Source organism: Pedobacter nototheniae (assembly GCF_004335085.1).
GTDB lineage: Bacteria > Bacteroidota > Bacteroidia > Sphingobacteriales > Sphingobacteriaceae > Pedobacter > Pedobacter nototheniae.
In genome coordinates, this window is record NZ_RQRS01000009.1 from 73278 (window position 1) to 93019 (window position 19742).

Annotated in this window: 17 protein-coding genes; 5 read left to right on the plus strand and 12 right to left on the minus strand. The window is 34.6% G+C overall.

Annotated elements, in window-relative coordinates; translation table 11 throughout:
• The first annotated feature begins 76 nt into the window (after positions 1-76).
• Positions 77-1174, plus strand: coding sequence for a CapA family protein (locus tag EHC72_RS09755; RefSeq protein ID WP_131537499.1), 1098 nt, complete (start codon positions 77-79; stop codon positions 1172-1174).
• A 2-nt stretch (positions 1175-1176) separates the two neighbouring features.
• Positions 1177-1359: a hypothetical protein gene (locus EHC72_RS09760; RefSeq protein ID WP_131537500.1), complete on the plus strand. Its 183-nt coding sequence runs from the start codon at positions 1177-1179 to the stop codon at positions 1357-1359.
• 15 nt (positions 1360-1374) lie between these two features.
• On the opposite strand, the gene EHC72_RS09765 is transcribed toward EHC72_RS09760, so the two are convergent.
• Entirely contained in the window at positions 1375-1560 is a 186-nt protein-coding gene (locus tag EHC72_RS09765; protein WP_131537501.1) for a hypothetical protein, read from the minus strand.
• 162 nt (positions 1561-1722) lie between these two features.
• Complete coding sequence (locus tag EHC72_RS09770; RefSeq protein ID WP_170311722.1) at positions 1723-3768, minus strand: M13 family metallopeptidase; 2046 nt, start codon at positions 3766-3768, stop codon at positions 1723-1725.
• Between the two features lie 91 nt (positions 3769-3859).
• Between EHC72_RS09770 and EHC72_RS09775 the strand changes: the two genes are divergently transcribed.
• Entirely contained in the window at positions 3860-4792 is a 933-nt protein-coding gene (locus tag EHC72_RS09775) for an SPFH domain-containing protein (RefSeq protein ID WP_131537503.1), read from the plus strand.
• A 128-nt stretch (positions 4793-4920) separates the two neighbouring features.
• Here the strand turns inward: EHC72_RS09775 and EHC72_RS09780 are convergent, their stop codons facing one another.
• The 4 genes from EHC72_RS09780 to EHC72_RS09795 all read right to left on the minus strand — a co-directional run bounded on the left by EHC72_RS09780 (position 4921) and on the right by EHC72_RS09795 (position 9904).
• The gene (locus EHC72_RS09780; protein ID WP_233167032.1) at positions 4921-7068 is read right to left on the minus strand and encodes a carboxy terminal-processing peptidase; all 2148 of its coding nucleotides are present in this window, start codon (positions 7066-7068) and stop codon (positions 4921-4923) included.
• A gap of 279 nt (positions 7069-7347) precedes the next feature.
• Positions 7348-8031 (minus strand): hypothetical protein, encoded by a 684-nt coding sequence (locus EHC72_RS09785; RefSeq protein WP_131537505.1) that lies wholly within the window; start codon positions 8029-8031, stop codon positions 7348-7350.
• A 29-nt stretch (positions 8032-8060) separates the two neighbouring features.
• On the minus strand, positions 8061-8903 hold the full coding sequence (locus tag EHC72_RS09790) for an isoaspartyl peptidase/L-asparaginase (protein ID WP_131537506.1): 843 nt from the start codon (positions 8901-8903) through the stop codon (positions 8061-8063).
• A 125-nt stretch (positions 8904-9028) separates the two neighbouring features.
• Positions 9029-9904, minus strand: coding sequence for a cyanophycinase (locus EHC72_RS09795; protein WP_131537507.1), 876 nt, complete (start codon positions 9902-9904; stop codon positions 9029-9031).
• 293 nt (positions 9905-10197) lie between these two features.
• Here EHC72_RS09795 and cphA point away from each other — a divergent pair, with 293 nt between their 5' ends.
• Positions 10198-12813 carry a cyanophycin synthetase gene (gene cphA, locus EHC72_RS09800; RefSeq protein WP_131537508.1) on the plus strand — a complete coding sequence of 872 codons (2616 nt, stop codon included), beginning with the start codon at positions 10198-10200 and terminating at the stop codon, positions 12811-12813.
• A 62-nt stretch (positions 12814-12875) separates the two neighbouring features.
• Here the strand turns inward: cphA and EHC72_RS09805 are convergent, their stop codons facing one another.
• From EHC72_RS09805 to EHC72_RS09820, 4 genes are all read right to left on the minus strand, one after another.
• Positions 12876-13328, minus strand: coding sequence for a ferritin-like domain-containing protein (locus EHC72_RS09805; RefSeq protein ID WP_131537509.1), 453 nt, complete (start codon positions 13326-13328; stop codon positions 12876-12878).
• Between the two features lie 95 nt (positions 13329-13423).
• On the minus strand, positions 13424-13984 hold the full coding sequence (locus EHC72_RS09810; RefSeq protein WP_131537510.1) for a DUF1543 domain-containing protein: 561 nt from the start codon (positions 13982-13984) through the stop codon (positions 13424-13426).
• A 21-nt stretch (positions 13985-14005) separates the two neighbouring features.
• A complete protein-coding gene (locus tag EHC72_RS09815) occupies positions 14006-14737 on the minus strand; it encodes a ThuA domain-containing protein (RefSeq protein WP_131537511.1) in 732 nt (243 codons plus the stop codon).
• A 33-nt stretch (positions 14738-14770) separates the two neighbouring features.
• Complete coding sequence (locus EHC72_RS09820) at positions 14771-15205, minus strand: low molecular weight protein-tyrosine-phosphatase (RefSeq protein WP_131537512.1); 435 nt, start codon at positions 15203-15205, stop codon at positions 14771-14773.
• A 114-nt stretch (positions 15206-15319) separates the two neighbouring features.
• Between EHC72_RS09820 and EHC72_RS09825 the strand changes: the two genes are divergently transcribed.
• The gene (locus EHC72_RS09825) at positions 15320-16537 is read left to right on the plus strand and encodes a hypothetical protein (RefSeq protein WP_131537513.1); all 1218 of its coding nucleotides are present in this window, start codon (positions 15320-15322) and stop codon (positions 16535-16537) included.
• An 82-nt stretch (positions 16538-16619) separates the two neighbouring features.
• Here EHC72_RS09825 and EHC72_RS09830 read toward each other — a convergent pair whose 3' ends face one another.
• Positions 16620-17462: a DUF4249 family protein gene (locus EHC72_RS09830; RefSeq protein ID WP_131537514.1), complete on the minus strand. Its 843-nt coding sequence runs from the start codon at positions 17460-17462 to the stop codon at positions 16620-16622.
• Entirely contained in the window at positions 17459-19705 is a 2247-nt protein-coding gene (locus EHC72_RS09835; protein ID WP_165585801.1) for a TonB-dependent receptor, read from the minus strand. Before EHC72_RS09835 ends, EHC72_RS09830 begins: the two co-directional genes overlap by 4 nt.
• Positions 19706-19742: the final 37 nt, after the last annotated feature.

Sequence of the window (19742 nt, forward strand, 5' to 3'; positions counted from 1 at the left end):
CCATTTAAACGTTAAAAACATATATAATCCTTCTAAAGTAATTTGGGAGGATTTTTTTTATCCCCCAAAATTAGTAATGAAATTTATAACAAGTCTATTTTTATCCATAGCAGCCATTTTAATTTTTATAAGTTGTACCGGAAATAATTCGCCAAAAGCCGCACAACCAATAAAAGTCGATACAGTTGTAAAAAAAATCAAGGATACTATTTCCATTGTTGCCGTTGGCGATATTATGTTGGGTTCTGCATTTCCATCTAAAACCAACCTTCCGCCAGATGATGCCGTAAATAGTTTTCAGGCGGTAGATAGCTTGCTAAAAGGAGATATTGTATTTGGAAATCTGGAAGGCTGCTTTCTAAATTCGGGCAGCTCTAATAAGTGCAATGGCATTAACCCAAATAATTGTTTCGCCTTTCGTATGCCCGAAAGATATGCTGGAATTTATAAAAAAGCTGGATTCAATTTGGTCAGTATTGCCAATAACCATGTCGGAGATTTTGATGCTAAAGGACGTAAAAACACCGCCAGAATTTTAGATTCTCTTCAAATTCATTATGCAGGCCAGGTAAATAAGCCTTTCGAAATATTTGAAAAAGACAGTGTAAAATATGCTTTTTGTGCTTTTGCACCTAATGAAAATACAGTATCTATTAACAAGGTTGATAGTGCAAAAGCCTTAGTTGCCAAACTTAAAAAACTGGCAGATATTGTAATCGTTTCCTTTCATGGAGGTGGTGAAGGGGCAAGATTTGAGCATGTAACCCGTAAAAATGAAATATTTTATAAAGAAAACCGAGGCAATGTTTATGCTTTTGCACATGCCGTTATTGATGCCGGTGCAGATGTAGTTTTAGGGCACGGCCCGCATGTAACAAGGGCTGTAGAGGTATATAAAAATAAATTTATTGCCTATAGTTTAGGCAATTTTTGCACCTATGGCATGTTTAGTCTAAAAGGATCAAATGGTTTTGCTCCTTTATTGGACCTTAAAATTAATAGCAAAGGCGATTTTCTATATGCTGATGTAGTTTCTGTTCAACAGGATAAGATCAGTCGCTTAACGCAGGATAGAAACCACAGGGCCTTTAAAAGAATACAGGAATTAACTGATGTTGATTTTCCTGGCCATACATTAAATTTTGAAAATAATAGAATTACCAAAAAAGATTAATTATGAAAAAAGGATTAATAATTCATTATATTATTGGTATAGCTGCAGCAATTTTAGTTTTAGTTGCAGCTTACTATATTAACCAAAACCCTCAGAATTTAATTTCTGCAGGTCTTATTATTATTGCAGGATCGTTGGTGGCATTTAGCCAGTATCAAATTATCAAATCAAAGAAAAAGAAGTAGCCGATAGTACAAGGGCTAAACTTCATCTTTGGTATTTTTGACCAAGCCAATGCCTGATACAAAAAATATAAGCCCTATAACTCCATACACCAATAATCCGCGTGTATTCTGACTATGGTTTACAAATCCATAACCAGCATAAATTAAACCTATAATACCCAGTACGGTTAAAATGGTTCCAAAAGTGCGCTTTACATTCATAGTTAGAAATTTAATAGAGTTAAGACAATGAAAATTCAATTTTGTTTTAAAAGCTATTTAAATGAATGCAGTTCTAAATTGGCTTAAAAACAAATTGAGCTTGCCGAAAACCTTAAAAGGTCTTCGACAAGCTCAATTTGAAAAAAAATTATAATCTACAATCTACCAAACACCCAATCTATTTTCTGGGGCAACATACATTTTTGCAGTTGTAGGAATATTAAATGCTTTATAGAAAGCTTCCATATTGTAAACAGGACCATTTACACGGAACATTTCTGGACTGTGTGGATCAGTTTTTAATCTTACACGCATAGTTTCATCACGATTTTTGATTCTCCATACTTGAGCAAAACCTAAAAAGAAACGTTGATCTGGTGTAAATCCATCAATCTTTTTATCATTCTTTTTACCTTCTTCCGTTAGTTTATAAGCATCATAAGCAATGTTTAAGCCACCAATATCAGCAAGGTTCTCTCCCAGAGTTAATGAACCATTTACATGTTGATTATCTAAAAGGGCAAAATTGTTGTAGAAGGCTACAACTTTATCTGCCTTGGTTTTAAATTTATCGGCATCAGCTTTTGTCCACCACTCTTTCAAGTTTCCAGCAGCATCATACTGTCTGCCCTGATCGTCAAAACCGTGTGTCATTTCGTGACCAATAACGGCACCAATTGCACCATAGTTGATGGCATCGTCTGCATTAAAATCAAAGAAAGGAAATTGCAAAATTCCAGCAGGGAAAACAATCTCATTAAATGAAGGATTGTAATAAGCATTAACCGTTGGTGGCGTCATTCCCCATTCTGTTTTATCAACGGGTTGACCAAGCTTATCGATCATTTCTTTGTAAGCGTGCTTATCTGCCGACTGAAGATTTGCATAATAAGTACCTTTATTAATTTCTACATCATCGTATTTTTTCCATTTATCAGGATAACCGATTTTTTTGATGAAGGCATTTAATTTTTCTAAAGCTTTCTTTTTGGTTTCTGGAGTCATCCAGTCTACTTTTTTAATTCTTTCTTCGTATACCTTTTGAAGATTATTTACCAGTTCAAGCATTCTTTTTTTAGCTTCTGGTTTAAAATATTGTTCGGTATACAATTGGCCTAAAAGCTCTCCCAAATTACGGTCGGCACTATTCACTATGGCTTTCCATCTTTCGGTTTGCGCTTGCTGACCATTTAAAGTTTTACCAAAAAATTCAAATTTAGCTGTTCTAAAACCTTTGCTTAACGCACTTGCAGAACTATTTAAAGCATCGAATTTTAGCTTTTCTTTCCAAACTTCAATTGGTTCAGATTTAATCAGCGTGTTTAATGTTTTGTAATATTTAGGCTGACTTACCAAAATGGTATCCGTTTTTAACAAAAGTTTATTTAAAACCAGTTTCCAATCAATATTTGGGGTTTCTTTTTGAAAATCGGCAACTAAAAACTTGTTATAATTTTTCTGTGGATCACGTAATTCAACAGGTGTTGAGTGCGAAAGGGCAATTTTAGTTTCTAGTTTTAAAATTTCATCAGCATATTTCTTAGCATTTACAGAATCGCCTGCAAGGCTAAAAAGTTTGGTGATGTAAGTTTGATAAGCTGTTCTAATTTTCTTTGCTTTATCATCTTGATCTAAATAATAGCTACGCTCTGGCAAGGTAATACCTGCTTGAGAGAAGTTAACAGCATTTTTCGAACTGATTTTATCATCCGGTTGAACGCCAAAACCCAATAAATCGCCTTCACCGTTTTTATAACCATCAGCAATAAAATTGATTAAATCCTTATCATTTTTAATCGCATCAATTTTCGCAAGTAAAGGTTTAACAGGGCTAACACCTAATTTTTCGATGGTAACCGTATCCATACCGCTGGCGTAAAAATCGCCGACCTTTTGCTCTATACTACCCTTAGATGCATTGCTTTTGGCAGCACTTTCTAATATTTTATTAAGGTTTTTTAAATTGTCGTTATATAAAACATAGAAAGATCCCCATCCAGTTTCCGTTTTAGGGATTTCGGTATTTTTAATCCATTTGCCATTTGCATAAAGAAAAAAGTTATCACCAGGCTTAACCGTGGTGTCCATTCCAGCTGTATCAAAAAATAAGGTACGCTGATTTGCTTCATCATTTTGATGCGTTTTGTTGTTCTGGCAGGCCGCTAAGAGCAATAGGGCAGCACCGGGCAGAAAAAGTTTACTTTTCATATGAATTGAGTTAGTGAGAAAAATATAAAGCTACAAAATGCCTGATGTACTTTGTATGAATTTTTTTATAACTTCATAAAAAAATCTAATTATGCAGTATACACTTTACATCCTAATTTTCCTGGCAGTTATCATTCTCTTCAGTTCTTTTGTAACCGTTAAACAGGGTACAATTGCTGTGGTAACGGTTTTTGGTAAATACCGAAGACAACTTAGACCAGGGCTTAATTTCAAAATCCCATTAATTGAGCAAATTTACTCACGCATCTCTATTCAGAATAGATCGGTAGAACTATCTTTTCAAGCGGTAACGCAAGATCAGGCTAATGTTTATTTCAAAGCCATGCTTTTATATTCGGTAGTAAACCAGGATGAAGAAACGATTAAAAATGTAGCTTTTAAGTTTGTTGATGCAACTAATTTAATGCAAGCTTTAATCCGTACCATCGAAGGTTCAATCCGTGCATATGTTGCTACGCAGAAACAAGCAAATGTTTTGGCTCAGCGTAATGAAATTGTTTTACACGTTAAGGAACAAATTGACCAGGTTTTAGATGGCTGGGGTTATCATTTACAAGATCTTCAACTAAACGATATTACTTTCGATGAAGAAATTATGCGCTCAATGAGCCGTGTAGTGGCATCAAACAATTTAAAAGCCGCTGCAGAAAATGAAGGTCAGGCTTTATTAATTACAAAAACTAAAGCTGCTGAGGCTGATGGTAACGCCATTAAAATTGCGGCAACAGCTGAGCGTGAAGCTGCCCAATTACGCGGACAGGGTATTGCTTTGTTTAGAGCTGAGGTTGCCCACGGTATGACGAAGGCTGCTCAGGAAATGGAAAGTGCTAATCTTGATATTTCTGTTATCTTATTTACCATGTGGACTGAATCTATCAAGCATTTTGCTGAGAACGGTGATGGTAACGTAATTTTCTTGGATGGAAGTAGCGAAGGAATGAATAAAACGCTTAAAGAAATGATGGCGATGCAGTTAAATAAAGATAAAGCAGATCGGAAATAATTGTTTCTAAGCTGATAAAAAACGTTGAAATAAATTCAGCCAAACGAAAGCAAATCTCATTTACTAATAAACAAAAAAAGGTCGTTCAAAATAACTGAACGACCTTTTTTTTACACTTATATTTCTATTTAGAATGCGCCTAAGTTCATTACGTAATTGCCTGATTGTTGCATAAAATCTGCCATTACATGCAACGATTCATCTTCAATAAAATCGAATGTATCTTGCTTGGTTGTTTTTTCACCTTTCTTAATGGCAGGTAAACCTCTTAAAGCTCTAAGTTCATTCTGTCTAACCAAGCTTTTAGCTTCTTTAGCATCACGCTCTTGTTTTAGTTTAGCTTCATTTAAAGTAACAGAAACCTCTTTATCGCGTACTTCAAGTTCTTTAATATCCTGAACCAAGAATTTAAAATCTAAAGAGTTGGCAACACGTTGTTCGCTATTTTTAATTAAGCCAGCCTTTACAGCGGTTAAATTAGCAACAGATTTAAAGTTTGAACTTGGAATAACATCCCAAGGTAAAGCAGAAGGCTCTGTATCTTCACCAATTTTATCCATTGGATAAACCGACGGGAAAACCACATCAGGAGTTACACCTTTATGTTGCGTGCTGCTACCTGCTACACGGTAAAATTTAGCCATAGTTAGGTTAATTTGTCCTAACTTAATATCAGAAGCACTTGGTGCAGTTCCTGTTGTTTTATCTTTAGAAACTAGAGCAGCAATTCTTTGTAAAACACTTGGGTTTACCAATTTATTTAAATCGATAGAAGATTGAACTGTTCCTTTACCATAAGTTTGGCTTCCCATAATAACACCACGACCATAATCCTGAATGGCACCGGCAAAAATTTCAGATGCTGAGGCACTTAAACGATCAACCATTACACCAAATGGTCCATCCCAAGCTACTCCTGGAGTTTCATCTTCATCAACTTCAATTTTACCTCTTAAATCTTTAACCTGTACTACCGGCCCTTTATCAATAAATAAACCTGTTAATGAAATGGCTTCCACCAAAGAACCACCACCATTACCTCGTAAATCCATAATAATTGCATCAACCTTATCTTTATTTTTTAAGGTATCAATTAATAACTTCACATCACGGGTTGTACTTTTATAGTTTTTATCGCCAGCGTTTGCGGCTTTAAAATCTGCGTAGAAAGCTGGTAAAGAAATAATACCTACTTTATATGTTTTTCCATTTGAGGTAACTTCTTTTACTTTTTTCTTAGCGGATTGATCCTCAAGAATAATTTTTTCACGAACCAACTCTACAATAACTGGTTTAGATGACATTTCTTTTCCGGCAGGAATAACTTTTAATCGTACTTTGGTTCCTTTCGGGCCTTTAATTTTAGTAATGGTTACATCTAATCTCCATCCTGTAATATCTACAAATTCGCCATCACCTTGTGCTACGGCAATAATTCTATCACCTGCATTTAGTTGTTTACTTTTAAATACTGGTCCACCAGGAATTACTTCTGCAATTTTAACAACTTCATTTTCCAATTGTAAGCGAGCACCAATTCCTTCGAATGAACGAGACATATCTTCGTTGAATGCTACTGCGTTTGATGGATTAAAATAATTGGTATGCGGATCAATACAAGCAGTAAATGCATCCATCAGGTACTGAAAAACATCCTGATTATTTACTTTACTAGTTTGCGATTGTAAATCTTTATAACGTTTGGTTAAGGTTTCAATATTTTTAGCCTGATCTGTAGTTCCTGCCAGATTTAAATTAACCAATTCATATTTTACACGTTTTTTCCAAGTATCGTTTAAAGTAGCTGAAGAATTAGCCCAAGGCAATTTCTCTCTGTCATATACATAGGTATCATTCTGATTAAAATCGAATTTGGTTTTAACTTGTGCCATAGAATAAGCAAAATATTCATTAAGGCGTTTTGAATAAACATTATAGATATAGAATGGAGCACTTAAATCGCCATTTTTAAAATCATCATCAAGCTGAAATCTGTATTTCTCAAAATCTTTAATATCCGACGCTAGGAAATAGTTTCTTCCTTTATCTAAAGTATTAATGTATTTGTCTAAAATAAGAGAGGAGATAGAATCGTTTATCTGTATTTTCTTATAGTTATAGCTTTCAATAAGGTTTACAACCTCTTTAATTACTAATTGTTGTTGTTCATCTGGTTTGATATTGGTAACGCCATCAACATGGGGCTGAACTTTTGGTGCGGCATGACAAGCAAGTACTGCGGCGGTAAAAATTATAAAAAATATTCTCTTTAACATCTCTTTAAACAATTTAAAATCCATTTCTAATTCTATATAGCCAATATGATACCATTTTAGCAAAAAAACAAAAAAGAGACAGCATTTATTACCGTCTCTAGTTAAAACTTACCAAATCTAACTAAAAGCTTTCTATAAATCAATCCTTTAAAGCCTAACGAATGCAGTTTATTTTTGTTTCGATTAGATGTTAAGTCGCATTAATATTACTGTAGACCAACATATTTAGCAATAAATAAACTTTAAGGTAATAAGAAAGCTAAAAATGTGACGTGAAAATTATTTTTTTGCGATGACTTTGGCTGCAATTACTTCACGAGCTTCTTTAATTTGCCCTTTATATTGGCTAGTTTTAATAGAATTTGCTAGCCACTCTGCCGTTTTTAAATCTCTAAGTGCTAGCGTAAAATCTCTCTTTTTAATTTTAACCTGTACAATACCCAAAACAGATTCTATATAAGACATATTGCTTTTTAGTTGTTTTGCCAAAATACCTTGTTGCGTATAAAACCACATGGATTGCGTGTATTTGCTATTAGCTAAATAAACTTTGCCGAGCAAATTGTATGTATTCATTAAACCTGTACGGCTTCCTATTTTGGAGTAATTTTTAAGGGCAACATTTAACAGAATCTGTTCTGCATCTGTAAAACGACCTAATTGATAGTGCATATTGCTCATTTTAATAATGGCTTGCCCGTATCTATTAAAGTTTTTTGCTGCATTATATTCGAAGGCAGCTTTACCAAACATGGTAAGCGCCTCATTAAAAGAACCTTTTCGCTCAAAGCCTTCTGCTTCTTCATAAAAGGTATCCCCGTCGGCAATGTCGAATTTAGAAACCGCTATATTAATTGAATTTCCGCCAGTAACAGGATCTTGTCCTTCTGATTTATCAATATTTTGAGCGTGAATTTGTAATGATGCAAACAGGCCAACAAGAGCCAATACAACTTTGGTCATGCAACAAAAATAATACTTTAAATCAAATTTTAGTTAAATACCTGTAAATTAACATCAAAAGATGCCCAAACCATGTATGGATGTGAATCGCAATGGTAAATTTCTCCAGTAGAAGATATTCCTATAACACCTGCAAAGCCATCGAAAGCCTTTAATTCTACAAAAGATTTATCGCAGGCATCCTTTAAAGAAAAACCATCAGTAACACGGGTTACAATTTTAGCGGCTAAGGCACCACTTACAATATCTTCGCCAACACCGGTACAAGAAATACCTGCATATTGGTTTACATAATTGCCTGCTACGGTTGCAGAATCACTCACTCTACAAGGAATTTCAAAACCTTTACCACCAGTAGAAGTTGCCGCAGCAAGATTTCCATCGGCATCTAAAGCTACACATCCTACAGTTCCTTTATTATTTTGTTGATTTAGTTTTGCCTCGTATTCTGCTTGTCTTTGCTCTATAATTGGATTAAAATATTCAAAACCATTATCTCGGGCAAAATTTTGTGCACCATCTCCACTCAGCACACGATCATCGTAAGCTAAAAGATCCTTTGCAATTTTAATTGGATTTTTAACATCTTCAACATTAATAACGCCACTAAATTTTTCCGTTTTACCATCCATCAAAGCGGCGCTTAGCCTCACTTTGCCATCACTCTGTATTTGTGAACCAATACCCGCATTAAATAATTGATTATCTTCCAAAAGGGAAACTGTATACACAACAGTTTCTAAAGCTGTATGTGTTTTTAAATATTCGTGCCCAAGCGTAACAATTTGAGATAATGCATCTTGCTTGGCTTTTTTGGTTTCCTGATTGGTGGATGATTCACTGAAAAAACCTCCGTGTATAATCAATTTCATTTTTTATGGGGATTTAGTTATTCAATTTTTAAGCACAAAGTGGGCCATCTCATTTAAAAGATGTACGTATGGGCTTTGGCAATTTAAATACTTACACTTTAAGCCCTAAACCTTTCTACTATATTTTATGCTACCGGAACAACTTTTGGGTGATGAATAATTAGACTGTGGTCTTTTAAATCATAAACATCGCCATCGCACATTACGTGTACAACCATATTTTTTATAGAAACTGGCTGCCCCATTTCCACATCAGTTAAATTGGTATCGGCCATTTGGCGGCCATCCACTAAAATAACCATTCCAGAGCCTATGGCTTCCATTACGTGTCCATCAGAAATAAACAAACCTGTATCTTCACCTAAACCTATCCCTAAAATACCTGGATTACTTGCTGCAGCATACAATAAACGGCCAATTCTACCTCGTTGTACAAAATGGGTATCTACAATTACATCATCAATAAAGCCTAAGCCACCTGTAATTTTAACTTCGCCTTTTAGCAAAGCATCTTTACTGCTACCTTGGTAAATCATGTTTTTAGAACTTGCTGCTGCCCCTGCAGATGTACCTGCAATTACAACGGGTTCATTATTATATTTCTCCATCAAAATTTGATGAATGGCTGTGCCGCCAAAAATAGAAGATAAACGAAGTTGATCGCCACCAGTAAAAATAATTACATCAGCTGCTTTTATACGTTCACAGTTCTCTGCCGAGTTGGCTTCTTCACGATTAGTAATATTTAAAACTCCTAAATTATGAACATCAAGCTGTGCATAAGCCTTAATATATTCTTCGCCAACCTTTTCGGGCATTAATGATGCTGTTGTAATAATTTCAAAACGCGATTCTGCATCTTTTACAGATTCTGTTGTGATTCTTTTTAAGATTCCACGTTCAAAAAAATTCATGTTTTCAGGCAGTCCAAATTGCGTTTCTGCAAAGCTGCCTGTGTTTATTGCGCCACCTATAATGATGAGTTTACCCTTCGGAACCATTCTTTATGTGTTATATTCTATCAAAAAACTCAAATATATCAGCTTAGGATAAAAAACACGACTTTTTTTGTCAATAAAATCAGGGTTATTAACAAACGTTGAAATAAATATGACAAAAAATAAAGCTCTTATGCCTGAAAACAAAACAAATATCCTCTAAAATTGATTTACATATTTGCCACGCTGATTTTCAAAATAAATGTATAATTTACAGACACCAATTTTATATCGTGGAATTAAGTTTACCAGGCGAAAAGTGGCTCGTTGATCAAAGCAAATCGTAGAGTTTAAAAATGAAAATATCAAACATACAAGTACTAAGAGGGCCTAATATCTGGTCAATAAATCGCAAAAAACTTATCCAAATGCGTCTGGATTTGGAAGAATTGGAACAAAGACCAACTAATGTAATCGATGGTTTTGGTGAACGACTAGAAAAGTTAATTCCAAGCATGTTTACCCACCGTTGCTCAAAAGGTGTTGAAGGAGGATTTTTTACCCGCGTAAAGGAAGGCACATGGATGGGGCATGTAATTGAACACATAGCCCTGGAAATTCAAACTCTTGCCGGAATGGATACCGGTTTCGGACGTACCCGCCAAACTAAAACTGAAGGTATTTATAATGTAGTTTTCAGTTACCTTGAAGAAAAAGTTGGCGTTTATGCTGCCGAAGCAGCAGTTAATATTGCACAGGCTTTAATTGATAATAAGGAGTACGACCTGGAACACGACATAAGACGGATGAAGGAAATTCGCGAACTGGAGCGCCTTGGGCCTAGCACCGGATCAATTGTTGAAGAAGCCGTAAGCAGAAGTATCCCATGGATTCGTTTAAATAAAAGCTCGCTTGTACAATTAGGCTATGGTAAAAATCAGGTTCGCTTTAGGGCAACCATGACAGAAAAGACGAGCAGTATTGCTGTTGACATTGCCAGCAACAAAGAAGAAACTAAACGCTTATTAACGGAGGCAGCCATTCCTGTGGCTTCTGGTGTTACCATATCAAACCCTGAAGAGTTAGAAGCTTCGGTTAAAAAAGTAGGCTTTCCATTGGTTTTTAAGCCACTTGATGGCAACCATGGCAAAGGCGCTACCATTAATGTAAAAACAATGGAAGCGGCCAAAGAGGCTTTTGAATACGCTAAAACATATTCACGAAGGGTTATTATAGAAAAATTTATTACCGGATTTGATTTTAGAGTTTTGGTAATCGATCATAAAGTAGTTGCTGCAGCGCAACGCGATCCTGCACATGTACGTGGAAACGGAATACACACTATTCAGCAATTAATTGATATTGAAAACGAAGATCCACGTCGTGGTTATGGGCATGAAAATGTTTTGACGGAAATTGCGGTTGATCGGGATACATTGGATTTACTTGCAAAAAAGGAATATACTTTAGAAACGATTCCAGAAAAGGGAGAAATTGTTTACCTAAAATCTACCGCTAATTTAAGCACTGGTGGAACATCAATTGATGTAACGGATATTGTTCACCCACAAAATATTTTTATTTGCGAGCGCATTTCAAGAGTAATCGGATTGGACATTTGCGGAATAGATATTATGGCGCAAAACCTTACCCAACCTTTAAATGAAAATGGTGGTGTGGTTTTGGAGGTAAATGCGGCTCCAGGTTTCAGAATGCACCTTGCACCGAGCGAAGGCTTACCAAGAAACGTAGCTGCATCTGTTCTCGATATGTTATATCCTCCTGGAAAACTATCGCAAATACCAATTATTGCCGTAACAGGAACTAATGGAAAAACCACTACAACTCGTTTAATTGCACATATTATTCGTAGTAATGGTAAACGCGTAGGCTTTACCACTAGTGATGGCATTTACGTGCACAACACCATGTTAATGCAGGGAGATACTACCGGACCTGTAAGTGCCGAATTTATTTTAAAGGACCCTACAGTTGAGTTTGCGGTTTTAGAAACTGCCAGAGGTGGTATTTTACGTTCGGGTTTGGGTTTTAATGCCTGTGATATTGGTGTGGTAACGAATATTCAGGAAGATCACTTAGGAATTTCTGACATTCATAATCTTGATGATTTAACGAGAGTAAAATCTGTTGTAATTGGCGCAGTACGCCGCAAAGGATGGGCTGTTTTAAATGCTGATAACGGTTATTGTGTTAAAATTGCAAGAGAAGCACGTTGTAATGTTGCCTATTTTAGTATGGATGAAAATAATCCGGTAATTAAAGAGCATTGCAAAAAGGGTGGAATTGCAGCCATTTATGAAAATGGTTACATTACCATTAAAACTGGAGATTGGAAATTAAGGGTTGATAAGGCTACACACATTCCACTAACTTTTGGAGGCGCAGTTAACTTTATGATTCAGAATGTATTGGCTGCAACATTGGCTACTTACTTATGGGGCTATAAACCTGAAGATATTCGCTTATCACTTGAAACTTTTATTCCTTCGGCAGCGCATACGCCAGGTAGAATGAATGTATTTAGATTTAAAGAATTTAAAATCCTGGTAGATTTTGCACATAATCCAGATGGTTTTAATGGCGTAAAAGCTTATTTACAAAGTGTAGAAGCAACAGAGCATGTTGGTATAATTTCTGGCACAGGCGATAGGCGAGATGAAGACATTATTGAAACAGCTCGTATTTCGGCACAAATGTTTGATAAAATTTATATTTGCCAGGAGAAATATTTACGCGGGCGCCAACAGCAGGAATTGGTAGATTTACTGGTAAAAGGAATTCGAGAAGTTGACCCTAACAAAGAAATAATTATCAATAATAAGAGTACCGAATGTTTGGAACAAGCCATTCAAGCAGCTAAAAAAGGTTCTTATATTACTATTTTAAGCAATACGATTGATAATACAATTCTTCGGGTTACCGAGCATTTAGATAGAGAACTGGAAGCTTAACCGCAACCAGAAAACATAAAAAAAGTCCCGATTTGCATCGGGACTTTTTTTATGATATTTAATTATGCTTGAGAATCACGTAATCTTTTAATTTCATCATGTGAACGTCTTAAAGATGCTTTTTGATCAGAAATTAATTCTCTAACGTTCGAAGGTAATTCTTCTTCCAATGCCATTTTGTAAGCATTTTGAGCTGCATCTTCTCCAAACTCACAATTATTTAAAACCGTTTTACGATCGTGACCTGTAAATAATGCTTTTACATCCATCCAGCCTCTATAAATTTTGCCTGATGTTGTGGTTCCGGTTTCAATATCTTCTCCAGATGCAGAAACCTCTGTAGCTAAAGCCATTTTATATTTTTGGCTTTCTTCAATCATATTTAAGAATAAAGATTTTAAATCGGCGTCTTCATCTTTTAATTCTTTTCGTGCTTTTTGATAACCTTCAATACGGTCGTTATTAATTTGTACTAGGTCATTCAATACTTCTGCTGTTGCTGTTGTTGTTTTCATGTCTTTTTATAGTTCTGATGTATAAAAGGAACACGAAGAATTAAATAAAGGTTTGTCATATTTTAAAATTGCTTACAACAAACAGCTATTTTAGTTTATTTAATATTTTTAATTGGAAGGTAACCGAGGTGAATTTCATCGGTTATGATGCTTTCCGCAGCGGTTAGCTTTAGTTTATATAGGCTTTTAATTTTGGCTGATAAAACATCATTTATTTCAAAAGCATCATCTACATCAACACCATATTTATCATCAATATGAGAAGTAGCACCATCAAACCATGTATGTTTATAAAAAGCGGTTTCTTTTGCCTGCTTAATTGCCGTTGCTTTATCAGGAGTTGCCAAAAGCATTTTATAATGTGGCTCATCAAACTCATTTGGCCGGTACCCACCTAAGTTAAGAAAAAACAAACTCAACTCATTATTTATAGTTTCACGGGCTTCAACTACTTCAACTTTACAACCATCAACATAGTTTACTTCCCGCCAGGCATCAACATGAATTTTATCTTTAGCTTCGGGCCAAAAGGCAAAAATATCAGGTATTAGTTCCTGTAGAGAAGAAGCAATACCGAAGAAGATATCGTGCTGCTCTGTTTGTCTGCCTTCGGGTTTACAGCCTAGCATCAGCATAAATAATTTTTGTTGTACCATAAAAATAAGGTTGAGTTTAAGCTATTTCTTACCAACTGAATATTGAATACCGCCTAATAAATGCTTTAGAAACATTTCATCGTTATAGGTTTCTTTGGTATGACCGAGGCAAGTGTAAAATGCGCGCCCTCCTTCGAAATTATGATACCAACTAAATGGATGAAAATCTCCGTTTTTACCGCCAGTATAAGAATGTTCATCAAGTGTAATTAACACCTTAATATTAGGGTTAATATCTTTAAAATTATACAATTCATCGGTATGCATCCAAATAGAATCTTTGAAAAAATTGGTTGAAAGATGGTTTTTGTCTTTTATAATAAATTTTGCTTCTTGCACTTTTGGGTGACTAGTGAAATAAGCGCCAGCTAACTTACCATACCAAGGCCAATCGTATTCTGTATCTGTTGCCGCATGAACGCCAACATAGCCACCACCATTATGAATGTAGTTTTCGAAAGCCACCTGCTGCTCATTATCCAAAACATCGCCTGTTGTGTTTAAAAAAATAACGGCAGCATACTTTTTTAAGTTGACCTTTGTAAATAGTGAAGCATTTTCTGTTGTATCTACTTCAAAGCTATTTTCTTTACCAAGTTTTTGAATAGCATAAATTCCTTCGGGAATAGAATTATGACGGAAGCCTTTGGTTTTTGAAAACACTAAAACTCTTGTTGCCTTTTTAACAGGAATGTACGCCTGCAATAAAATTACGACAGCAACTACAAGACAGGATGCCAGGATTTTTCTCATAATATGTGTTTGGAAAGATTAATAAGGCTAAATTTAAGAAAGCTCCTTGATAATTTCTTTACATCTTTTTTCCACTTGCTGGCAAACGGGTTTAAATAGGGAATTATCCCAATACGGATCTGTAACTTCGCCGTTATCTAAAAAGAGTTTCACCTTTTCTCTCTCCTGATTACTTTTCGCCAATTGCAAAACATCGTGCAGGTTGTTTCTATCCATAACCAAAATCAGATCATATTCTGCAAACATATTGGCGTTAAATTGTTGCGCTCTTTGTTTACTTATGTCGTAACCAAAAGATTTTGCTGCTGCAACACTTCTATGATCTGGCGCTTTACCTATGTGCCAGTTTCCTGTTCCGGCAGATGCAATTTCCCAGTTGAGGTTCTGTTTATTAACCAAGTGTTGCATAATACCTTCGGCCAGCGGCGAACGGCAGATATTACCGAGGCAAACCATTAAAATTTTCATAAACAAGTTTATGATTAATTTCCATAAATCCATTGTGTAACCAAACCTACATTTAACTTAATTTTTAGTTCTAGAATAGTATACCTACCTTTACAAAAAATCTAAATACTCAAAATGAAAAAAAAGCTCTTTATTATGGCTGCTTTCGTGGCTGTCTTTGCTTCTTCGTGCAAAAAATCTATTGACGATCCTGAAGTAGTACCACCTGTTAAACTTGCTTATTCTAACCTTTCTGTTGAGGAACACAAAAAAGCTTTGGATAAAAGCGGAACAGATTTCCTTGCCACTGTAAATACTTTACCTGATGAAAATTTTATTAAAGTGATTAAACACTTTATAGAAATTGATGGTGATGTACCAACTTACACATTACCTTTTAGCTCTTTATTCTCTATTTATAGCTCGGCTCAAAGTGGTAATCTTTATGGAATTTTTAATTCTACCATCACACCTAATGCAAAAAAGCTTAGTGAATATTATGCTGTTTATACTTGGGATTTCGTTCAGAAAAAATGGAATAAAACTGCTTCTGATAGTAAATTAGAAATTAAATTCCCTTCATCTAAAACTGCAACAACAAATAATGCGGTATTATCTTTTACAAGTACATTATCTGGTATTACTTCTACAATTGACGGACAGAAATACGAACTTCCTGCTTCTACCACTGCTACTTTAGTTGTAGATAATAAAGAGGAGATGAAGCTTACAACCAACCAGACTTATAAAACGGATGGCAACCCAACTGCTATAGATGTAAAGCTAATGATGGGTTCTTTTAACTTTAATGTTAATGTAAAAAGCGATGTTAAAAAAGTGAATGCAACGTTATCTTTTGCAAAAGGAACAACTTCTCTTCTAAATCTTACTAGCGAAGGAAATGGAAATGCCGACATTAATACGGTAATTAAGGCTACTGAGCTAAAGGGTATTCTTGATAATGCAAATGCTTCTTTCGAAATAATGAATATTAAACTTGTTGGCGTTATTGATTCTAAATCAATTTCTAACGAAGGCGCAAGCAATAATAACCTAAGTGAAGCAGAAAAGAACAAGAAAAAGGCTGATTTATATAATAAGTACACTTCAGTATATGCTGTATATAAAAACGAAAATGCAATTATTGCAAAAGTAACATTTGCTCCTGTTGAGGATGTTCATTCGTATGAATATTGGGATGGAACTAAAATGGTAAAATATAGCTATACTAATTATTCAATGGAACCTAGATTGGTTTTCAAAGATGATTCTAAACTTAGCTTAAAGGCATTTACTGAAACAGGCTTTAGTAAATTAACTACTGCTTTTGAAGATTACATAGATCGTTTTTAATAAAAGATCGAACAGTATAAAGCAAAATGCCAGTATCCTTAAAATACTTGCATTTTGCTTTCCAAGAATTTATAAAAATGGTTTATTGTTTGGCTGTTGCACTATATATTGAAACTCCGTAACCGCACCATATACCAACTGCCATCCCATTAATATTTGACTTTAAAGCATTGGTACTCCCCATTAATGGGTTTGAAGCATTTAATATTTCATTTTGAAATCCTTGCCAAAAATCATATCCACTTTTTGGAATGGAAGCAAATTTGACCATAACCTTATCTCCATCAACAAAATACGGATCATATTCTTCGTTAAGGTTATTTATTGAACCCCTATTTAGCGCCAAATTAATAGTTTTACCATTAAAGTATTGATCATCCTGATTAGACAAAAGTGTTCTGCTAAAATTCCTTTCTTCTTCTAATTTAGTGTAAATCTTGTAGTAATTTTTTTCGTTTACGTTATCAGTGAAACGAATATTAAGCTGCAAATCCTTTCCGCCTTTTGGCTCAAACCATAAACGATCTAATTGAGGTACAGGCGGGATTGTTGTTTCAGCATTAAGGGTATATCCTGCGTATTCTATTTTTAGGGAATAATTTTTTCCAACAACTCCCTTTAAGTCAGAGCCTTTATACACAAAATAAGGAAACTGGCCTTTTTCATAGCTTCCCGTTAAAACTTCTGATGTTTGACCGTCGCTTACAGTAACCTTTGCATATTTAATAATAATTTCTTCAAGCTGGGCAGAATTTATGGAGGTATAAAATGGTAAATTATGTGTTATGGTTACATTGGCATAGCCGTTTTGCTCAATGCTTCCCTCAACAACAAATTTTGGATTATAATCATCATCTACTTTTTCCTTCTTGCAAGAAAGAAGTATTATGCAAAGCATAATATGCCAAACTGACTTTTTTATCATCTCTTAAAAGTTATTTTATAGCTTAATGCTGGTAATATTGGAAGTAGATTTATAGATTTTTTCTCAATAGAAATTGATTTATTTAAATCTCCGTTAAACTGGAAGTAATTGTATATAGGATTTTTACGATTGTATACATTATATATGGATAAGGACAATTCGCTTTTAAAATTTCGTTTATTATTAATCACATAATTGGTTGCAATATCCAGCCTGTGATAAACAGGCATACGGGCACCGTTAAATGGTCCATATTCATTTATTATGCTTCCAGAAATTAAATAACGGCTGACAGGTAAGGTATATGCATTTCCGGTTGAATAGGTAAATAAGGCAGAAATTGTCCATTTATTATTTATGGTGTAGTTTGGTGCAATGTTAATCTCATGTGTTCTATCATATTTAAAAGGAAATGGCTGACCATTATTTAATAAATCAAATGTGCGTCTGTTTTTAGAGATTGTATAACCTAATGCACCTTGCAATTTACCGAAGCTCTTTTTGAAGAAAAATTCGGCACCAAATACTTTTCCTGTTCCAGAAAACACATTATTCTCAATTTTTAAGTTATCTAAAAAGTTTGTCATCCCACCATTAAACTCAATCAGGTTCGACATTCTTTTATGATATAAATCTACATAAGCCTCAAAACCTTTACCCCACGTTTTAAAATAGCCTAAACTAAATTGCACTCCTTTTTCTGGCGGAATTTCATTTGTGGCAGGCATCCAAAAGTCTGTAGGAAAATTTGATGCAGTTACAGGAAGGAGATGAACGGTTTGAATGTTTCTTGAAAAGGAGAATTTTATTGCTGTTTCATCATCAATTTTATACTTCAAACTTAAGGTTGGTTCAATAAAAAATTTATTATAAAAATTTTCATTAGTTTGGTTAATATCGTTATTAAAATCAGTTGGTTTTATATGCCTGTAATAGGTTAACCTTACACCAGCATAAGCTGATAATCGATTGAATATTTTCACATCATCACTAAAAAAAACTGAGCTTTCATCAGCATGATATATATTTTCCTTTCCAAAATCCAATTTAATATCACCTGTGGTCACATCAGGTGTGTTCGGTTTAAATCTATGCCTCACATAATTCAACCCTAATTTAATTAAGTGCTTGTCAAGGTATACTCTCAAAGTTGAATTTGCGTTATAATCCAATATTGATGATTTAATACAGGCATTACTACTTTGTTGAACTAGGTTAAAATTAAACTCATAACCAGTATATGAAATTATTGTATTCAGAACCCCTTTATTCCACAATATACTTTGCCAATTAACGGATGCGGCTTTATTTTGCCAGCTTATTTGGTTGCTAATATCAAACCTGTTCAGCGTAAAACCAAACTGATCTCCTCCTATATAGGCCGTTGCAAATAATTTGTTTTGTTTTGAAATTTTTAAACTAGTGGATAAATTAAAATCATACAAATCATATGTCAAATTATTTATCGATGACCTTTTCTTATTATTCAGGTGATTAACTATGGGCCATACAGAGTAATTCATAAAGGTTTTCCGTGCTGAACTACTAACTGACCAATTTTTAGTTAATGGGATTGCTATACTTGCATTAGCATCTAAAAAGCTTATCGATGCCTCGCCTGATAAAGTATCAATGATGCTGTCGTTACTGCTAACATCTATAACTGAAGATAACCTGCCTGTATATTCCGCAGGAATACCGGATTTAAAAACTTTGGCTTCTTTAACTGCTGAAGTATTAAATATTGAGTAGAAACCTAAGAGATGTGATGGATTATAAATTGTTGAATTATTAAATAATAACAAATTTTGACCTGAAGAACCGCCTCGAATATATAGCCCCGAGTTTCCTTCGCCACCATTCGCAAAACCAGGTAAAGTTTTAATGGCATTTAATAAATCAGGATTACCTAAAAAGCCAGGAAGTTTTTCGACATCACTTTTTTTTACTGCCTGATAATTGTTTAAATACCCGTTTAATGCCTCATTTTTCTTTTTGGATTTGACATCTACCTGAGCTAAATCTCTTTCAAAAGGCACTAAAAAAAAATCTTTTGATATATCCTGATCGGCAACATTTAAAATCACAGTTTGCTTAATGTACGCCGCATGACTAAAAGCAACGATTTGTTCTCCTTTCCTTAGTAAAATTTTGAAATATCCATTTTCATCAGTTTGAAAATTATTTTTATTCAAGGATATCGTAACCTCACTTATCGGTTTATTAGATAAATGATCAATCATATGACCCGTTAAGAAGTAATTCTGGGCATTAGAAAAA